At 32.8% G+C, this 19635-nt stretch carries 19 protein-coding genes; 15 read left to right on the top strand and 4 right to left on the bottom strand.

Annotated features, from left to right (window positions below):
• Window positions 1-4 precede the first annotated feature (4 nt).
• Entirely contained in the window at window positions 5-439 is a 435-nt protein-coding gene (locus tag C7J89_RS10130) for a YlbF/YmcA family competence regulator (RefSeq protein ID WP_061854944.1), read from the top strand.
• Window positions 440-520: 81 nt separating this feature from the next.
• Here the strand turns inward: C7J89_RS10130 and C7J89_RS10125 are convergent, their stop codons facing one another.
• Window positions 521-1438 (bottom strand): lysophosphatidylglycerol phospholipase D, encoded by a 918-nt coding sequence (locus tag C7J89_RS10125; RefSeq protein WP_103295974.1) that lies wholly within the window; start codon window positions 1436-1438, stop codon window positions 521-523.
• Window positions 1439-1570: 132 nt separating this feature from the next.
• Here C7J89_RS10125 and C7J89_RS10120 point away from each other — a divergent pair, with 132 nt between their 5' ends.
• A complete protein-coding gene (locus C7J89_RS10120; protein WP_048794175.1) occupies window positions 1571-1822 on the top strand; it encodes a YlbG family protein in 252 nt (83 codons plus the stop codon).
• Between the two features lie 28 nt (window positions 1823-1850).
• On the opposite strand, the gene C7J89_RS10115 is transcribed toward C7J89_RS10120, so the two are convergent.
• Window positions 1851-2240 (bottom strand): DUF7147 family protein, encoded by a 390-nt coding sequence (locus tag C7J89_RS10115; RefSeq protein ID WP_061854942.1) that lies wholly within the window; start codon window positions 2238-2240, stop codon window positions 1851-1853.
• A gap of 70 nt (window positions 2241-2310) precedes the next feature.
• Here C7J89_RS10115 and rsmD point away from each other — a divergent pair, with 70 nt between their 5' ends.
• Window positions 2311-2862, top strand: a complete 552-nt coding sequence (rsmD, locus tag C7J89_RS10110) for a 16S rRNA (guanine(966)-N(2))-methyltransferase RsmD (protein ID WP_103295973.1) — start codon at window positions 2311-2313, stop codon at window positions 2860-2862.
• Window positions 2855-3340, top strand: coding sequence for a pantetheine-phosphate adenylyltransferase (coaD, locus tag C7J89_RS10105; protein WP_103295972.1), 486 nt, complete (start codon window positions 2855-2857; stop codon window positions 3338-3340). Before rsmD ends, coaD begins: the two co-directional genes overlap by 8 nt.
• A gap of 671 nt (window positions 3341-4011) precedes the next feature.
• Here the strand turns inward: coaD and C7J89_RS10100 are convergent.
• Window positions 4012-5148 carry a nucleotidyltransferase gene (locus tag C7J89_RS10100; RefSeq protein ID WP_103295971.1) on the bottom strand — a complete coding sequence of 379 codons (1137 nt, stop codon included), beginning with the start codon at window positions 5146-5148 and terminating at the stop codon, window positions 4012-4014.
• A 126-nt stretch (window positions 5149-5274) separates the two neighbouring features.
• Here C7J89_RS10100 and C7J89_RS10095 point away from each other — a divergent pair, with 126 nt between their 5' ends.
• The 5 genes from C7J89_RS10095 (at window position 5275) to pheT (ending at window position 10724) form a co-directional block, all read left to right on the top strand.
• Window positions 5275-5814 carry a YceD family protein gene (locus C7J89_RS10095; protein ID WP_103295970.1) on the top strand — a complete coding sequence of 180 codons (540 nt, stop codon included), beginning with the start codon at window positions 5275-5277 and terminating at the stop codon, window positions 5812-5814.
• Window positions 5815-5895: 81 nt separating this feature from the next.
• Complete coding sequence (gene rpmF / locus C7J89_RS10090) at window positions 5896-6069, top strand: 50S ribosomal protein L32 (protein ID WP_002435373.1); 174 nt, start codon at window positions 5896-5898, stop codon at window positions 6067-6069.
• A 127-nt stretch (window positions 6070-6196) separates the two neighbouring features.
• Entirely contained in the window at window positions 6197-6937 is a 741-nt protein-coding gene (locus C7J89_RS10085) for a TrmH family RNA methyltransferase (protein ID WP_061854937.1), read from the top strand.
• A gap of 326 nt (window positions 6938-7263) precedes the next feature.
• Window positions 7264-8322 carry a phenylalanine--tRNA ligase subunit alpha gene (pheS, locus tag C7J89_RS10080; protein WP_061854936.1) on the top strand — a complete coding sequence of 353 codons (1059 nt, stop codon included), beginning with the start codon at window positions 7264-7266 and terminating at the stop codon, window positions 8320-8322.
• Window positions 8322-10724 carry a phenylalanine--tRNA ligase subunit beta gene (pheT, locus tag C7J89_RS10075; protein WP_103295969.1) on the top strand — a complete coding sequence of 801 codons (2403 nt, stop codon included), beginning with the start codon at window positions 8322-8324 and terminating at the stop codon, window positions 10722-10724. Before pheS ends, pheT begins: the two co-directional genes overlap by 1 nt.
• Before the next feature lie 174 nt (window positions 10725-10898).
• On the opposite strand, the gene rnhC is transcribed toward pheT, so the two are convergent.
• Complete coding sequence (rnhC, locus tag C7J89_RS10070) at window positions 10899-11846, bottom strand: ribonuclease HIII (protein WP_103295968.1); 948 nt, start codon at window positions 11844-11846, stop codon at window positions 10899-10901.
• A gap of 258 nt (window positions 11847-12104) precedes the next feature.
• Here rnhC and zapA point away from each other — a divergent pair, with 258 nt between their 5' ends.
• The 6 genes from zapA (at window position 12105) to uvrC (ending at window position 19398) form a co-directional block, all read left to right on the top strand.
• Entirely contained in the window at window positions 12105-12374 is a 270-nt protein-coding gene (gene zapA / locus C7J89_RS10065) for a cell division protein ZapA (protein ID WP_061854933.1), read from the top strand.
• On the top strand, window positions 12371-12892 hold the full coding sequence (locus C7J89_RS10060; protein ID WP_103295967.1) for a CvpA family protein: 522 nt from the start codon (window positions 12371-12373) through the stop codon (window positions 12890-12892). Before zapA ends, C7J89_RS10060 begins: the two co-directional genes overlap by 4 nt.
• Window positions 12893-13005: 113 nt before the next feature.
• Window positions 13006-14718: a DNA polymerase/3'-5' exonuclease PolX gene (gene polX / locus C7J89_RS10055; protein WP_103295966.1), complete on the top strand. Its 1713-nt coding sequence runs from the start codon at window positions 13006-13008 to the stop codon at window positions 14716-14718.
• 9 nt (window positions 14719-14727) lie between these two features.
• Window positions 14728-17076: an endonuclease MutS2 gene (locus C7J89_RS10050; RefSeq protein WP_103295965.1), complete on the top strand. Its 2349-nt coding sequence runs from the start codon at window positions 14728-14730 to the stop codon at window positions 17074-17076.
• A gap of 80 nt (window positions 17077-17156) precedes the next feature.
• The gene (trxA, locus tag C7J89_RS10045) at window positions 17157-17471 is read left to right on the top strand and encodes a thioredoxin (RefSeq protein WP_048794161.1); all 315 of its coding nucleotides are present in this window, start codon (window positions 17157-17159) and stop codon (window positions 17469-17471) included.
• Between the two features lie 145 nt (window positions 17472-17616).
• A complete protein-coding gene (gene uvrC / locus C7J89_RS10040) occupies window positions 17617-19398 on the top strand; it encodes an excinuclease ABC subunit UvrC (protein ID WP_103295964.1) in 1782 nt (593 codons plus the stop codon).
• Window positions 19399-19635 lie beyond the last annotated feature (237 nt).

Here is a 19635-nt window from a genome sequence, read left to right as displayed (position 1 = left end):
ATAGATGATTACAGAAGAAACAGTGTCAGTATTAGATGATATTGAAGGCTTAGGAGAAATGATTGTTAAGTCAGAATTATATCAAGATTATAAAATGGCCGAAAAGGAATTAGCAGATAATGATGAGGCACATTTACTATATCAAGCATTTTTAAAATCAAAAGAAAAGTATGATGAAGTTATGCGTTTTGGTAAATATCACCCGGATTATCAAAATGTCATGATGGATACTCGAAAACGAAAAAGAGCTTACGAAACTTTACCAGTAGTTGTCGACTTTAAGAAAAAAGAAATGGCGTTACAAACGTTAGTAGATGAAATTATTACTAAAATAGCATTTGCTTTTTCTGAGAATGTAAAAATCGAAGCAGGGAATCCGTTCTTTCAAAAAGATGCAGGTGGTTGTTCGACCGGTGGGTCATGTAACTGCTCATTATAATATATTTAAAAGCACTCAAACTAAGTTTGAGTGCTTTTTTATGCTTATATATAAATGTGTGTTGAAAATAAAATATATTGATTAAGAAATTGCTTTAAAACGGTCGGCTAATTCAGGATTATCGGTAACTATCGTATGTGCACCTTTATTTATTAAATCTTGCATTAAGTCTATATTGTTAACATCATAATAGCCAGGGATAATATTGCGTTGGATTAACCAAGCAATAAATTTTGGTGAAGTTAAACTAATACCTTTAAAACTAGGTGGCATTTGGAAAGTATTGGCATTGCCTTGGTAAGTATTGCCAAGGCCTGACATAAATTTTATAAATCCATCGGCAACTTCATTTTGACTCGCACCTATAGCAACAACGCCATTACTAATATCATTAAAACGTTTTATTTGTTGTTCGTGGAAACTTGTAACTAATACGCGCTCTTGAGCGTTGTGTTTAATAATTTCTTCAAACATAATGTTTGGCGCTAATTGACCTTGCTCGCTATTTGGCGCATCTTTTAAATCAACATTTATAAGATGGTTTGGATATAAAGATAATAATTCTGCAAAAGATAAAATTTTTGCATCTTTGTGTCCACGATAAACATACTGCTTATTAATATCAGAAAAATAATAGCCTGCGTCCAACTGTTTAAGTTCTTCTAATGTATGTTCGGCTACTTTGCCAGAACCGTTCGTCGTACGATCAACTGTAGCATCATGAAATACTACTAGTTGTTTATCTTTCGTTAATCTTACATCTGTTTCAAATCCGTCAATTCTATAATTAATAGCGTTATCGAATGCTAATTTTGTTAATTCAGGTCTTACGGCCATGCCACCTCTATGTGCAAAAATATAAGGCGCAGGATGTGTGAAAAATGCAGGAATTGTTTTATTTTTAGGTTTAATTGTATACTTAGAAATGAAAAATATGCTACTTACCACACCGATTGTAGTGACAAATGCGCCTTTTAGTACGGTATTTAATTTCGTCATTATTAACCTCCTAATTGGATAAATATATGTAATATCGTATCAAAACGTGTATAAGTATAAAAGCAAATATCATTTATAATTTTATGCAGACGTGATATTATGAAGTGGCTAATAAACGGAGTGATGAAGAATATGAACATAATTTCAAGAACAAGTTTAATTATTTATCTTAAACATATGAAACACGAACGACAAATTCGAAAATTTGGCCACATCGTTGCTACAAATAAACAAAAGAAGTATGTTGTATTGTATGTTAATGAAGCGGACGCTGACGATGTAGTTAACAAATTAATGAAGCTTAAATATGTGAGAAACATTGATGGCTCACCCTATAAATATTTGAAAAAAGTTTATGAAAAAGAGAAGCATGAGCTATCTTAATTATTGAAATTAACGTTGTTACGATTACTTATTGTAATGGTGGTATCCAGTTTTGTAGACGTAATACGCTTTTTAAATAATTAAAGTACAATTCGTGATCATGAAAAGTTTCGGGTGGCTGCACGTCTACGCCTTTAATCGGAATATTGTAGTTGTTTGCGCTAGCAGTGATAATATCGTTCTTCTTATTACTTTGTGGGTATGGATACTTTACTGCATTTAACATAATGTAAATAGCTTGAAAGTGATTTTCTGAAGTTGGTTGCATGACTAAAGCAACGGAACTAAGTTGTTTTTGTGATTTAGGAGTATGGAAAAATACCACAGCATCAACACGTTTATAGTTATATTCGATAAGTGTTGTAAATTCAAATAGGTCAGTTAGACCTTCTCCTAGATAAATAAAAGACTGTTTCATAAGTAACCTCCTAATTAATATGCATAATGCATTATATAAAATTTATATTTGGATTGGAAGTGGGAGTACCATGAGAGTGATTTCTGGTATACATAAAAGTAAACCTTTAGAAAGTATGGAGGGTCGTAACACTCGACCAACAATGGATAAAGTTAAAGAAGGAATATTTAATAGTTTGCATGAAATTAGCGGTATTGGTTTAGACCTTTTTGCTGGAAGTGGCGCTTTAGGTATAGAAGCACTTTCTAGAGGTATGGAAAAAATGATTTTTGTAGACCAAAACTTTAAAGCTGTACAAGTGATAAAGGGGAACTTAAAAAGTTTAGATATCATGGATAAAGCTGAAGTTTATAAAAATAACGCCGACAGAGCGCTCAAAGCATTGAATAAAAGAGAAATTCAATTTGATGTTATCTTTTTAGATCCTCCTTATGAAAAAGGGTTGATAGACGAGGCTTTAGTAGGAATTGATAAATTTGATTTATTAAAAGAAAATGGTATTATCGTTTGTGAGTTTAATCATAAAGAGGATATTGATTATACAGCTTTTGAAGCAATTAAACGTTATCATTATGGATTAACGGATACTTTGTTACTTAAAAAAGGAGTTTCATATGACTAATACAAAAGCAGTAATCCCAGGTAGTTTTGATCCCATTACATATGGTCATCTCGATATTATCGAACGAAGTGCGGATCGATTTGAAGAAATACATATTTGTGTCTTAAAAAATAGTAGTAAGGCTGGAACATTTTCGGTAGATGAACGTATCGAGTTAATTAAGGAGTCTGTAAAGCATTTGGATAATGTGGTTGTTCATCAATTTAGCGGATTATTAGTTGATTTTTGTGACGAAATTGGAGCTAAAACAATAATAAGAGGGCTAAGAGCGGTAAGTGACTTTGAATATGAATTGCGTTTAACTTCTATGAATAAAAAGTTAAATAGTGATGTTGAAACTTTTTATATGATGACTAGTACGAATTATTCATTTATAAGTTCAAGTGTAGTAAAAGAGGTTGCGGCTTATAAAGCGGATGTATCTGATTTTGTACCTAAACATGTTGCTAAAGCATTGAATGAAAAGTTTAAAAAATAAAAGATGATTAAAGCCAAGCAATATTATTACGTTATATTGTTTGGCTTTTATTTATGATTATTTTGAGCTGTGCTTTCCTACGGGAAAGGCTCGAGCCTGTAGTCTCGAGACACTTTCTATTCCGTCAGGAGTCAAGCTCAAAATAAGAGTTTTTTGTGAGAATGGAAACAACAGTGCTTATTCAGTTAGCCATTTCATTCATCATTATTTTTATTAGGAAGTGTTATGTAAGTAATATATTTTGAGCTGTGCTTTCCTACGGGAAAGGCTCGAGCCTGTGGTCTCGAGACACTTTCTATTCCGTCAGGAGTCTAGCTCAAAATAAAAGTGTGTTAAAGGGGATGGAGACAACGATGTTATTAGGATAACTCTTTAATTCATTTTTATTTTTATTATGAAGAGGATTGTAAGTAATATATTTTGAGCTATGCTTTCCTACGGGAAAGGCTCGAGCCTGTGGTCTCGAGACACTTTCTCTTCCGTCAGAAGTCTTGCTCAAAATAAGAGTGGTCATATATTATTGTTGGTTAGTAGTAGGGTTATAGATTATATAGGGGTCTTGTTAGAAATTGATATTTGGCAAATTTAGAAGATGGCATTTTTGAATAAAAAAATAAATGACACTAACTATATTGATTAGATAATCGTGTTAGTGTCATTGCTAAAAGTGTTTACTTTTTAATGATAACCGGGGTATTAAAGTCGGTGGCTGTATTATTAAATATATTGTTGTATACATTCGTAGCTTGGATTTCATATTTAAAAAGATGTGCGTTTTGCTTATTAATATTAGTTATATAGTTGCGCTCAGGAAATTGAGCTTTTAAATGTTTGATATAAGCTTGTCCGCGCTTGCTCATGCCTAATATATGTACTGCATCTAATGTTTGTGGCTTCTCATGCTGCTGAAAATTTAATAATACATTCATTAATACTCTTTGAATATGTGTACGTGTATAACGTTTAGATTTTAAAGCGTCGATAAGCTGAGAGTGAGAAGTCGATGCTGAAATTACTTTTTTTAATCTTTGCTCCAATCCTTCGCTCATTGTGTGTATTTGACGCAGTTGGTTTGCATCATGAGTCAAAACTGTGTGTTTAATAAAAGGGAAGCAAGATTCTGTATCGGCTTTAGGATGTCGGTATAATTGTACTATTTGAGAAGGTACTACATTTTGCCAACCATTTTGATTAGCAATTAAGGCATTTCTTATAGAGGTGCCACTTGCAAATGAATGATTTGTAATGCCGTCGTCATGGTGATGCGCTTGATGGCGTTGTATCGTCCATGGTGTTATTTGAGGAGCAAGATTATTAATGGCTTGTATGTAAGATAAGCCTAACGTGTTATTAGGTTCTTTTAATAATTCATTATGCTCAAGCAGTTCACCTAAAATACGAGGATAGCTTTTACCTTCTTTTTGCTTTTGCGCAAATATTGGCGATTGTTCAATTGCTTTCATTTCGTTGGCCGTCTTATGAAATTCGTTTATGTTTCCAGACTCACTACCAAAAGATAAATGATTTGCGTCAAGATAATCAGCAACTTGTATTGCGCTATTAGCAAAATATTGTCCTGCTGACATAGAAGCATAGGCGGGTAATTCGACGACGATGTCAACGGCAGATAGTGCCATTTCGGCTCTTACAAATTTATTATAAATTGCTGGTTCGCCACGCATTACAAATTGACCGCTCATTATAGCTATTGATACATCAGATTGGGTCATTGACTTTGACTGCTGAGCATGGTATAAGTGACCATTGTGGAAGGGATTATACTCGGTAATTAGCGCAACACTTTTCATTTGCATTTCTTCCTTTCAGTATTCATTATTAATATTATATCAGATACATAAGTGTTAAGAAAAAATCTTGACAACTTATGTCTATAAAGTTAAAATAAATTTTGTGCTTGTTAGAGGTGAAGCCGTATGAAATGGTCGATAACACAATTAAGAAAATATCAAGATAAACCTTTTGAATTTCATCAAACGGTTAACTTTGATCATTTAAAAGAAACATTGGATTTAATAGATTTATCAGATATTACTATCGATGGTGAGTTAACAGTAAAATCAAATGAAGTTATTGCAGATATGCATATCACTGGCACATATACAATGCCTTGTGCAAGAACTTTACAACCAGTTGAAGTACCGCTTGATACAACTTCACAGGAAATATTTGATTTAGATGGCTACTATGCAGATAGTGAAGATGATGAACATTATCATGACGCATCTGACGGAATGATAAATTTAAAAGATATTGCTGAAGAACTTGTCATCATTGAAAAACCAATGCGTGCCTTTGCTGATAACAGTGAAGTAATAATGCGCGAAGGTAATGGTTGGGAAGTTTTAGACGAAGAACAAGCGGCTGAACTTGCTAAGGAACAGGAAGAATCAGAGTCTAAGCAAATCGATCCAAGGCTTCAGAAATTACACCAATTATATGATGAAGAGCAATAGCAGATTTATGTATTCTATAGTATAATTGAATATTGAATCTGACATTAATGATTTTGTGTTTAAATATAAGGAGGATAAATCATGGCAGTACCAAAAAGAAGAACGTCAAAAACTAGAAAAAATAAACGTCGTACGCATTTCAAAATTTCAGTACCTGGAATGACTGAATGCCCAAGTTGTGGAGAATACAAATTATCTCACCGTGTATGTAAAAACTGTGGTTCTTACAATGGTGAAGAAGTTGTATCTAAATAATTACATTATAAAATGACTCATTATAGTCATGTGAATCGTTCATTAATTATTACATTGATAATTTGTGAACGATTTTTTCATATATACAATCACTAGCGTGTTAAATAAAAAAAGACGAGGATAAATGATGGAAAATATTACTTCGGCTCAAAACAACAAAATTAAACAGGCAATTAAGTTAGCCAAAAAGCGTGAACGAGATAAGACAGGACTTGCACTAATTGAAGGATATCATTTGATTGAAGAAGCGTATAAAAGCAATATTGCAATCAAACAATTGTTTATGGTTGAACCAGATAGAGTTGATGATGCAATCGTAGAATATGCAGAACTCACTTTTGAGATTAATTTAAAAGTTGCAGAGGCCTTATCTGGTACGGTAACACCGCAAGGTTTTTTCGCAGTAATTGAAAAACCTGTTTATGATAAAAATGATGCGCAACAAGTATTACTTATCGACAGAATTCAAGACCCAGGTAATTTAGGTACTTTAATAAGAACAGCAGATGCAGCTGGATTAGATTTAATTGTTTTAGAAAAAGGAACTGCAGATCCATACCAAGATAAAGTTTTAAGAGCAAGTCAGGGCAGTGTGTTTCATTTGCCAATTATCACTGCGGAATTAATTGACTTTGTGAATGACTTTAATGGTCCAATTTACGGAACGGCACTTGAAAATGCTGTGTCATTCAAATCAATTGAGCAACAGGAAAAATTTGGAATTTTATTAGGTAATGAAGGAGAAGGTGTTAAACCTGAATTACTAGAAGCAGTTACTGATAATATTACAATACCTATGTACGGGAAAGCTGAAAGTTTAAATGTTGCTATTGCTGGTAGCATATTAATGTATCATTTGAAAGGTTGACCCTGTAAAGTATATTCGTATATAATTAATACAAATCACTACATTAAATTTAATATAAACCGATAAAAAGACGTAAACTATTAGACGTTATTGTTCAGGGAGAATAAACAAAGACTGCAATTTATTCCAATAGCAAATAGTTTTTTTCACCTTTTTGGTTACTTAAAGAAATTTAAGTCGGAATTAGATTCCGTTATCAAGACGTTACAAGCGTATGCTAAGGCATAAATTTGGGTGGTACCACGGAAGACTTTCGTCCCTTTATTACAGGGGTGAAAGTCTTTTTTTATTGGTAAAAAAAGTGAGCGAAATTAGGAGGAGAAAGTATGGTTCAAACTGAAGAAATGTCACAGTTACAACAGCAAGCATTAATTGATATTAATGAAGCTGCGAATGAAAAAGAATTACAAGATGTTAAAGTTAAATATTTAGGTAAAAAAGGTTCAGTTAGTGGATTAATGAAACATATGAAAGATTTACCTAATGAAGAGAAACCACAATATGGCCAACAAGTTAATGAAGTGAGACAAGCTATTGAAACTGAAATTGAATCACGCCAAGAATTATTGGCTAAAGAACAATTAGAACAACAGTTAGCGACTGAAAAAATTGATGTTACATTACCTAGTCGAAAAATGGCAATCGGTGCAAAACACCCTTTAACACGTACAATTGAAGAAATAGAAGATTTATTTTTAGGTTTAGGCTATGAAATAGTTGATGGTTATGAAGTAGAACAGGACTATTATAATTTTGAAGCATTAAACTTACCTAAATCACACCCAGCACGTGATATGCAAGATAGTTTCTATATTACTGAAGAAATATTAATGCGTACACATACATCTCCTGTACAAGCAAGAACAATGGAAAAAAGAAACGGCAAAGCACCAGTTAAAATCATTTGCCCTGGTAAAGTATATCGCCGTGATTCAGATGATGCGACACATAGTCATCAATTTACGCAAATTGAAGGTTTAGTAGTTGATGAAAATATAAAAATGAGTGACCTTAAAGGTACCTTAGAATTATTAGCGAAAAGTTTATTTGGTGACGAGCGAGAAATTCGTTTAAGACCAAGTTATTTCCCATTCACTGAACCTTCAGTAGAAGTGGATATTTCATGTTTCAAATGTAAGGGTAAAGGTTGTAACGTTTGTAAACATACAGGTTGGATAGAGATTTTAGGTTCTGGAATGGTACATCCAAATGTTTTAGAAAAAGCTGGTTACGATTCTACAAAATATACAGGTTTTGCATTTGGTATGGGACCAGACCGTATTGCAATGTTGAAATACGGTATTGAAGATATTCGTCATTTCTATACAAATGATGTGAGATTCTTAAATCAATTTAAAGCAGTAGAAGATAGAGGTGAGCAATAATGTTAATTTCAAAAGAATGGTTAGAATCTTACGTTAATGTCAATCAACCTGTTAATGTTCTTGCCGAAAGAATAACACGTACAGGTATTGAAGTTGACGATATTATTGATTATACGCAAGATATTAAAAATTTAGTTGTCGGTTATATAATTTCAAAAACTTCCCACCCTGACGCAGACAAATTAAATATTTGTTCAGTAGATATCGGTGAAGAGGAACCAGTACAAATTGTTTGTGGTGCGCCAAACGTAGATGAAGGGCAAACAGTAATCGTTGCTAAAGTAGGTGGTAGATTACCTGGTGGCATTAAGATAAAGAAAGCTAAATTACGTGGCCAACAATCTGCCGGTATGATTTGTTCATTACAAGAAATCGGTATAGCTAGTAATTTAGTACCTAAACAATTTGAGGACGGTATATTTGTTTTCCCTGATACTGTAGAGCCTGGTACAGATGCACTATCTGCTTTATATTTGAATGATCAAGTAATGGAATTTGATTTAACGCCAAATAGAGCAGATGCACTAAGCATGGTAGGTACGGCGTATGAAGCTGCGGCACTATATAATACTTCTATGACAAAACCACAAACGGAAACTACAGATGCTGATGAATCAATACATGACAGCATGTCAGTAACGGTAGAAAACCCAGATAAGACACCTTATTACAGTGTAAGAGGGGTTAAAAACGTTAAAATTGCTCCTTCTCCAATTTGGATGCAAACACGTTTAATCAAAGCAGGCATTAGACCTATTAATAACGTTGTAGATATTTCAAACTATGTGTTATTAGAATATGGTCAACCATTGCATATGTTCGATAAAGACCAAATCGGTTCAGAACAAATCGTCGTAAGACAAGCACAAGAAAATGAAACGATGACAACACTTGATGACCAACAACGTAGTTTAGTTTCAGGAGATATCGTCATTACTAACGGCCAACAACCTGTAGCTTTAGGTGGCGTAATGGGTGGAGACTTTTCAGAAGTAACACCAAATACGACTAATGTGTTAGTTGAAGGTGCTATTTTTGATCCGGTATCAATTCGCCATACATCTCGTCGATTAAACTTACGTAGTGAATCTTCAAGCCGTTTTGAAAAAGGTATTGCGACTGAATTCGTCAACGAAGCCGTAGATAGAGCATGTTATTTATTAGAAACTTATGCCGGCGGTACTGTGCTAAAAGACCGTGTATCACAAGGTGACTTAGGAGAATTTGTTACGCCGATAAATATAACAGTAGATAAAGTCAACAATACTATTGGTTTTGACTTAAGTGCAGACGATATTATTAATATCTTTGTGCAATTAGGTTTTAAAACTGAAAATAATAATGACACTTTAACTGTACATGTACCATCAAGACGTAAAGACATCACGATTCAAGAAGATTTAATTGAAGAAATTGCTAGAATATATGGTTATGACGAAATTCCTTCTACATTACCAGTATTCGATACTGTTACAAGTGGTAAATTGACTGACAGACAAGCTAAGACACGAATTGTTAAAGGTTCATTAGAAGGCGCGGGCTTGAGCGAAGCAATTAATTATTCTTTAATTAATAAAGAAAGAGCGCGACAACTCACTCTAGTAGATAGAGATACTACAGAGTTATTAATGCCTATGAGTGAAGCGCATTCGACTTTACGTCAAAGTTTAATTCCACATTTAATTGATGCCGTATCTTATAACGTTGCTCGTAAAAATAAAGACGTAAGATTATTTGAATTAGGACGAGTATTTTTCGACAATGGTAAGGGTAATTTGCCGGATGAAGTAGAATACTTAAGTGGTATTTTAACTGGCGATTATGTAACAAATGATTGGCAAAATAAAAAAGAAGAAATTGATTTCTTTATCGCTAAAGGTGTTGTAGACAGAATCGCAGAAACTTTAGACATCACTTTTGACTATGCTAATGGCGAAATTGAAGGTATGCATCCAGGTAGAACTGCTATGATTTATTTAAACGATGAAGTTGTAGGTTTTGTTGGAGAATTACATCCAACAGTTGAGCAAGCTTATGATTTAAATCGTACTTATGTATTTGAATTAAACTACGAAAAATTAATGGCTGTTCAAGTTGGTTATATTAATTATGAACCAATCCCAAGATTCCCTGGTGCTGCGAGAGATATAGCATTATTAATTAATAGAGAAACACCATCAGCTGAACTAATCCAAACAATTAAACAACATGGTGGCAATATTTTACAAGATACACAGGTGTTTGATGTTTATGAAGGTGAACACGTTGCTGAAGATGAAAAATCTGTTGCAATAAGACTATATTATTTAGATACAGAAGAAACTTTAACTGATGATAAAGTTAATGCTGTCCATGATGATATTTTAGAAGCATTACAAAATAATGGTGCAACAATTCGATAATATTACTATAGGTAAACGAATTTAAGATATTAATAGCTATAATTAAAATAAAAACGTCAATTTCTATATTTTAATAGAAATTGACGTTTTTTAAATTCCAACAAAATTTGATGCATTTGAAAATAGACATATTAATAATGATGAGCAGTTGAATTTAGTATAATTACTGCGCTACTAATTGTGTTTTTTATTAACTAATGCCAGTGCTTTATTACGGTTGGCAAAATGTTTTTTCGTAATATCATCTAGTACATTGATATCCCAACGTTCAATTATTTTTGCTGCACTCAAGTCTACTTTGTTACTTGCCCCTTTAGGCAACGTTGTATTGAGTTTTTTTGACAGATGATCCATATTTTTAACGAATGCATAACGTGATATGATACTTGCTGCTGCGATGGCTAAAGATTTAGACTCTCCCTTAGTTTCAAAGCAAGTTCGTTCTTCGAAAGGGAGCTGAGTTAATGCATATCTTTTATAAACGTTAGGTTCGGCAAATTGATCGATAACGATATAATCTAAGGCGTCAGTTTCTATTTTTGCAGTAACATTTTTAATCGCTTCATTATGTAACACGGCTTTCATTTTAACTTGGGACCAACCACTAGCTTGTTTGATATTATAATTTTTATTATCCAATGTTAATAATGAATGAGGTATAAATGTAACAAGTTGTTCAGCGAGTTCTACTATTTTAGTGTCGGTAAGTTTCTTTGAATCGTCAACGCCTAAAGTTTTCAACACTTGGCAATGTTCTTTAGATACGTATGCGGCACAAACAGTTAAAGGACCAAAATAATCTCCACTGCCTGCTTCATCACTGCCGATACAATTATATTTATTAAAAGGTGGGTGTGTCGCCGATTTTTTAGTAGACGATTTAGTAGATGATGAACTTTTAGTAGTATTATTTGAACTGACATGAGGTAACAGTTCGTTTGCTGTACTTTCTGCATTGCTTCCCTGGAACATCACTTTATTTGAGTTATATATAGAAATAACCGTTCCTTTATATTTGAGTTTAGCTTTCATACCTTGAGGAAGGTTAGATGTCTCAAAGTCTAACCGTTTAATTAATTGGTTTACTTCCGATGCTGATAATTTATGTACGATATTGCTCATTTTTATTCACCACTTCGCAAAATTTCTTCAAAAACACTAGTAATCTTATCATAAAGTAATGATGATAGCACTTTGGACATTTAGATTTCTAAAATTATATAATATTAAAGTGAATTTACTAATTAAATCACAGGTCTTACAAAATATTATACAGTATTGTATAATGACTGATGATAAATATTTTTAATATATGTAGTTGATAAACGCTATTTTAATTAAATAACTACGAACTATAATATAAAAGGTAGGAGCTATCATATGGGTGAGTTTAAGAATAGAATCAACGTAATCATAAATGATAAACATTATACAATAGTAGGAACTGATAATCCTGAACATATACGCTACGTTGCAAATTTGGTTGACGAAAAGTTAAAAGAATTAGGTCGTAAAAATGCAGGATTAGATACGACGCGTAAAGCAGTGCTTACTGCAGTGAACGTCATGCATGAAAAAGTGCAATTAGAAGAAGAAAACTATAGACTACAACAAGAATTACAGCAATATAAAAATAGAGAAAATCAATGATTATAGATTTAGCTGTAGCGCTTGTTTTTTTATACATGGCAGTTATAGGCTTTAGACGTGGTTTTGGTTTTAGTGTATTACATGGGGCTTGTACAGTAGTAGCCTTAATTATAAGCAATGCATACTATCTTATGATTGCACGTCGATTAGAATTGTTTGTTCCGTTTCCGAAAACGTTGGCATATGATATGAAATTTGCCGTACCGTTCGAACAGTTGCAACAACGGTTTTATCATATTATTGCATTTATTTTTATTGCTATCATAGTGAAGTTGATTCTCTATGCTATTGTAGCTGTATTTGATAATATGATTAAGCAATCTCATATTACGCTATGGAGTAGAATTGTTGGCGTGATTGTTAGTATAATTACTTCATTAATAGTAGTGAATTTAGCACTTTATGTTTTAGCAATCTATCCAAATGACATAGTGCAATCACAACTTTCAGTATCTTTGATAGCTAAACCGTTAATTTTAAACATACCATTTTTATCACACTTTATTTTAAAAATATAATAGCTTATTGAAACTGAGAAATTTATTATCCAGGAGGTCAAGACGCAAGGTTTATACTGTTGCATTTCGCACATGTTAACTTGTCTTGCCCTTTTTTTATGAGGAGAATTGATATGACAAAAAAAGATGTAATCCAATTATTAGAAAAAATTGCCACTTATATGGAATTAAAAGGTGAGAATACATTTAAGGTTTCAGCTTATAGAAAAGCGGCTCAAAGTTTAGAAATAGATGAACGACCTTTAGAGGAAATTGAAGACGTTACAGAACTTAAAGGTATAGGCAAAGGCGTTGGCGAAGTAATTGATGAATATAGACACACTGGTGAATCAACAACTTTAGCAGACCTTGAACAAGAAGTTCCTGCAGGCTTAGTACCATTGTTAAAAATACAAGGATTAGGTAGTAAAAAAATTGCTAAGTTATATAAAGAATTAAATATCACTGATAAAGAAGCGCTACAAAATGCCTGTGAACAAGGTAAAGTGAGTGAACTTAGCGGTTTTGCTAAAAAAACAGAACAAAATATTTTAGAAGCAGTAAAAGCGTTAGGTGCTAAAAAAGATCATTATCCTATTGACCAAATGCGCGGATTAAGTGCAGAAATAAATGAATTTTTAGATACTATTGATGATATAGATAAATATGAAGTTGCCGGTAGCTTTAGAAGATATAAAGAAGTTAGTAAAGATTTAGATTACATTATTAGTACTACTAAACCCCAAGAAGTTCAAGAAGCGTTAATTAAAATACCAAATAAACAAAAAGAAGTCGCAGTTGGCTCTACAAAAGTGTCACTTGAAGTAAGCTACGATGACGAAACAATCGGCGTAGATTTCCGACTTATTGAACCAGCAGCTTTTTATCATACGTTACAACATTTTTCAGGTTCAAAGGATCACAATATTAGAATTCGTCAAATGGCAAAGGATAAAAATGAAAAAATAAGTGAATATGGTATAGAACAAGCAGATGGCAAATTAATACAATATCAAAGTGAAGAAGAAATATACCAACATTTTGACGTAGATTGGATTGCGCCTGCAATGCGTGAAGATGGTAGTGAATTTGATAAAGACTTATCAAACGTAATAACACTTAATGATATAAACGGCGATATCCATATGCATACAACATATAGTGATGGCGCATTTAGCATCAAAGATATGATCGAAGCAAACATCAAAAAAGGATATGAGTTTATGGTTATCACTGACCATTCTCAAAGTCTAAAAGTTGCTAATGGTTTATCTGAAGAACGATTATTGCGTCAAAATGAAGAAATTAAAGAACTTAATAAGCAATACGATGAAATAGATATTTATTCTGGTATAGAAATGGATATTTTACCAGATGGAAGTTTAGACTATAGTGATGAAGTATTAGCTAAACTAGATTATGTTATTGCTGCGATTCATCAAAGCTTTAATCAAAGTGAAGAGGAAATTATGCAACGTTTAGAAAATGCTTGCCGTAATCCTTATGTAAGACATATCGCGCATCCTACTGGACGTATTATAGGTAGACGACCTGGTTATGAACCTAATATTGATAAATTATGTGCATTAGCAGAAGAAACAAACACTATATTAGAAATTAATGCGAATCCAAAGCGTCTTGATTTAATTGCAGACGTTGTTAAAAAACATCCTAATGTTCAATTAACAATAAATACTGACGCACATCACGTAGATCATTTAGAATTTATGAAATATGGTGTAGCTACAGCGCAAAAAGGATTTGTTCATAAAGATAGAGTCATAAATACTATGACGAGAGAATCATTTAAATCAATGATTGAAAACAACATTAAATTGAAGAAATAGAGGGATTACATGAGACAGAAATCATTAGATGTCTTAGAATTCGATAAAATTAAAGCCTTAGTTGAGAAGGAAACCATTAGTGATATTGGTCGCGAAAAATCGCAGAACATGTCACCTGCAACAGATTTAAATACGGTCCAATTTCAAATTGATGAAACAGATGAATTATCCCAAATCTATAATAAGCATAGATTGCCTAGTTTGAGTGGACTTTCGAAAGTTTCACAATTAATTCATAGAGCAACAATCGGTGGGGTATTAAACGTTAGCGAACTGAATTTAATTAAACGACTAATTCAAGTGCAAAACCAATTCAAAACATTTTATAATCAATTGCTAGAAGACGATGAAGAGATTTTATATCCTATTTTGCATGGTAGAATGGACCAATTACCTGTACTAACGGATTTGTATCAAACCATTCATCAAAAATGTGATACGTATGATTTATATGATAATGCGAGTTATGAATTGCAAGGCATTCGTAGTAAGATTGCTAGCACTACACAAAAAATAAAGCAAAATCTTGATAGAATTGTTAAAAGTCAAAGCAACCAAAAGAAATTATCTGACGCGTTAGTTACAGTTAGAAATGACCGTAATGTTATTCCTGTTAAAGCAGAATACCGTCAAGATTTTAATGGTATCGTGCATGATCAATCCGCATCAGGTCAAACATTATATATCGAACCTAATTCTGTTGTAGAAATGAACAATACAATTAGTAGATTGAAAAATGATGAAGCGGTTGAAAGAGAACGTATTTTAATCGAATTAACTGCGGAAGTTGCAACTGAAGCAGAAGGTTGTTTAACGGCTGAAAATGTAATGGGACAAATTGACTTTTTAATCGCTAAAGCGCGTTATGCTAGTTCAATTAAAGCAACAAAACCAACATTTAATACAGAACGTACTGTTTATTTACCTAAAGCATTTCATCCATTATTGGATCAAGATACCGTTGTTGCAAATACGATTGAATTTGCCGAAGATATATCAACAGTGATAATTACAGGACCAAATACTGGTGGTAAAACAGTTACTTTAAAGACACTTGGTCTTATTGTTGTTATGGCACAATCAGGTTTATTAGTACCTACTTTAGATGGTAGCCAATTAAGTATCTTTGAAAATGTCTTTTGTGATATTGGTGATGAACAATCTATAGAACAATCACTCTCTACATTTTCATCTCATATGAAAAACATAGTAGAAATACTACAAGAGGCAACAGCAGATAGTTTGATTTTATTCGATGAGCTGGGTGCAGGAACGGACCCTAGTGAGGGTGCTGCGCTTGCTATGAGTATTTTAGATTATGTACACAACGTCAATAGTTTAGTGATGGCTACGACTCATTATCCAGAATTAAAAGCATATAGCTATAATAGAGACGGTGTTATGAATGCGAGTGTTGAATTTGATGTAACAACGTTAAGTCCAACATATAAATTGTTAATGGGTGTACCTGGTCGTTCCAATGCTTTTGACATATCAAGCAAACTAGGTTTGGATAAAACGATTATTCAACAAGCTCAATCTATGATTGGTCAAGATGAACAGGAAATTAACGAAATGATAGCTTCGCTTGAAAGCAATTCTAAACGCGTAGATGACCAGCGTATAGAACTCGACAGATTATTGAGAGAAGCACAAGAAACACATGATAACTTAGAGAAAAAATACGAACAATATCAGGCTTATGAAAAACGTTTAATGGATGAAGCGAAAGATAAAGCTAATCAACGTGTTAAATCTGCAACACAAGAAGCGGATCAAATATTAAAAGATTTAAGAACATTACGTGATAAAAAAGGCGCCGACGTAAAAGAACATGAACTTATAGATAAGAAAAAACAACTTGATGATCAATATGAAGCAAAAGATATTAAACAACAGGTTAAAAAACAAAAATGGGATGAGATTCATGCGGGCGATGAAGTCAAAGTATTAACTTATGGTCAAAAAGGTGAAGTACTAGAAGTAGTATCCAATGATGAAGCAATTGTACAAATGGGAATCATTAAAATGAAACTGCCATTAAGCGACTTAGAAAAAACTAAAAAGACCCAAGAAGCGCCTACTAAAATGGTTAAGCGTCAAAATAGACAAAATATAAAAATGGATTTAGACTTAAGAGGTTATCGTTATGAAGAAGCACTTAATGAACTAGACCAATATATTGACCAAGCTGTATTAAGCAATTATCAGCAAGTTAATATTATTCATGGGAAAGGGACAGGTGCTTTGCAAAAAGGTGTGCAAAACTATTTGAAAAACCATAAAAGTGTGGCATCATATAGAAATGGAATGCCAAGCGAAGGTGGTTTTGGCGTTACGGTAGTAGAACTAAAATAATAGTGAGCAAGGGCTATGCAGAATAAATTAAATTCTGTTATAATTTGCTCATCATTTGAAAATAAGGAGGATTGGCATTTATGGCAATCGTAAAAGCAACAGATTCAAACTTTGATGAAAACATTAAATCTGGAGTTAATTTAGTAGATTTTTGGGCAACTTGGTGTGGACCTTGTAAAATGATAGCACCAGTGCTAGAAGAACTTGCTGGTGACTATGATGGAAAAGCAAATATCTTAAAATTAGACGTTGATGAAAACCCATCAACTGCAGCTAAATTTGAAGTTATGAGTATTCCAACTCTAATTGTGTTCAAAGATGGAGAACCAGTTGATAAAGTTGTTGGTTTCCAACCTAAAGAAAACTTAGCAGAAGTTATCGATAAACATCTATAAGCTAAATGCTTAAAGCTGGTACATTAACTATTAATGTATCAGCTTTAATTTTTGTAATAAACGTTGAATAATGTTTTATAATACGTATATTCATGAAATATATCATTACAATGAACTGACTAGTGTAAAAGAAGGGAGGTAAATCATGGAAACTTATCAAGAGCAAATAAAGCAAAAATTAACAGTTGTACCGATGGAACCGGGTTGTTATTTAATGAAAGATAGAAATAACCAAGTTATTTACGTGGGAAAAGCAAAAAAATTAAGAAATAGATTACGTTCTTATTTTACAGGAGCACATGACGCAAAAACAACACGACTTGTTAGTGAAATTAGAAATTTTGAATATATCGTAACTTCTAGTGAAACCGAATCATTGTTATTAGAGTTAAACTTAATCAAACAATATCAGCCACGTTATAATATTTTATTGAAAGATGATAAAAGCTATCCATTCATCAAAATAACTAAAGAAAAACATCCAAAATTAATCGTTACTCGTACTGTAAAAAAAGGAACTGGAAAATATTTCGGTCCTTATCCTAATGCTTATTCAGCACAAGAAACAAAGAAATTACTAGACCGTATTTATCCGTTTAGAAAATGTGATAAAATGCCCGATAAATTATGTCTGTATTATCATATAGGGCAATGCATGGGACCGTGTGTCTATCCAGTTGATCAAAGTAAATACGCTGAGATGACACGAGAAATATCCGATTTCCTTAATGGTGAAGACAAAACAATCTTACGTAATTTAGAAGAACGTATGCAAAAAGCAAGTGAAGAATTAGACTTTGAACGTGCAAAAGAATATAGAGACTTAATTGAACATATAAACAACTTAACGAAGAAGCAAAAGATTATTTCAAAAGACTATACTGTTAGAGACGTATTTGGCTACAGCGTATCTAAAGGTTGGATGTGTATCCAAGTCTTTTTCGTACGACAAGGAAATATGATAAAACGTGACGCTACGATTATTCCATTACAACAAACAGAAGAAGAAGAATTTTATACGTTTATCGGACAATTTTATGAATTAAATCAACACATTTTACCTAAAGAAGTTCATGTCCCTAAAAATTTAAATAAAGATGTGATTAACTCGGTTGTTGATACGAAAATTGTGCAACCACAAAAAGGTAAGAAAAAAGAAATGGTAGATTTAGCTAATCATAATGCAGAAATTACGTTAGATAATAAATTCGAACTTATTGCAAAAGATGAATCTCGTACTGTTAAAGCGATAGAAGAATTAGGCGATAGAATGGGTATTCAAACACCAATTCGAATCGAGGCTTTTGATAATTCAAATATTCAAGGTGTAGATCCAGTTTCTGCTATGGTGTCATTTGTTGACGGTAAGCCTAATAAAAAAGGATACCGAAAATACAAAATAAAAAGCGTGGAAGGTCCTGATGATTATAAGTCCATGCGCGAAGTCGTTAGAAGAAGATATACGCGTGTACTAAATGAAGGTACACCTTTACCTGACCTTATTATTGTTGATGGCGGTAAAGGACACATGAGTGGAGTAATAGATGTTTTAGAAAATGAACTTGGTTTAGATATTCCTGTGGCAGGATTGAAGAAAAATGACAAACACCAAACTTCTGATTTACTTTATGGGGCAAGTGCAGAAGTCGTACCATTGAAGAAAAATAGCCAAGCATTTTATCTGTTACATCGTATTCAAGATGAAGTGCATAGATTTGCGATTACTTTCCATCGTCAAACGAGACAAAAAACAGGACTGCAATCAGTTCTCGATACAGTAGATGGCATTGGTTCAAAAAGAAAAACGAAATTATTAAGAACTTTCGGATCGATTAAAAAAATGAAAGAGGCATCTGTTGAAGAATTTACAAAAGCAGGCTTACCAAAAAATGTTGCTAAAAACCTTTATGATGCACTTAATAATTAGTAAATCAAAAAAAGTGGGTGTGAGAATCATTCTCATGCCCAAATTTACTTTATTTAGTGTTACAATAATAGGCAAAGAGATTTCTTTTTTTTCTAAATTATGGAAGCGTTTTCTAATTGAGAAGTATTATCACTTAATTTTAGAATCAATTTATATAGTGTGATATTTAAATTATTAACAATTGAAACGTCGAACTTACAAAGACACAAGTTTTCATGTAAGTTTCATGTTTTTGTT

The sequence above is a fragment of the Staphylococcus kloosii genome (assembly GCF_003019255.1).
In the GTDB taxonomy this organism is placed as follows: domain Bacteria; phylum Bacillota; class Bacilli; order Staphylococcales; family Staphylococcaceae; genus Staphylococcus; species Staphylococcus kloosii.
This window is presented reverse-complemented; position numbering and strand designations above follow the sequence as displayed.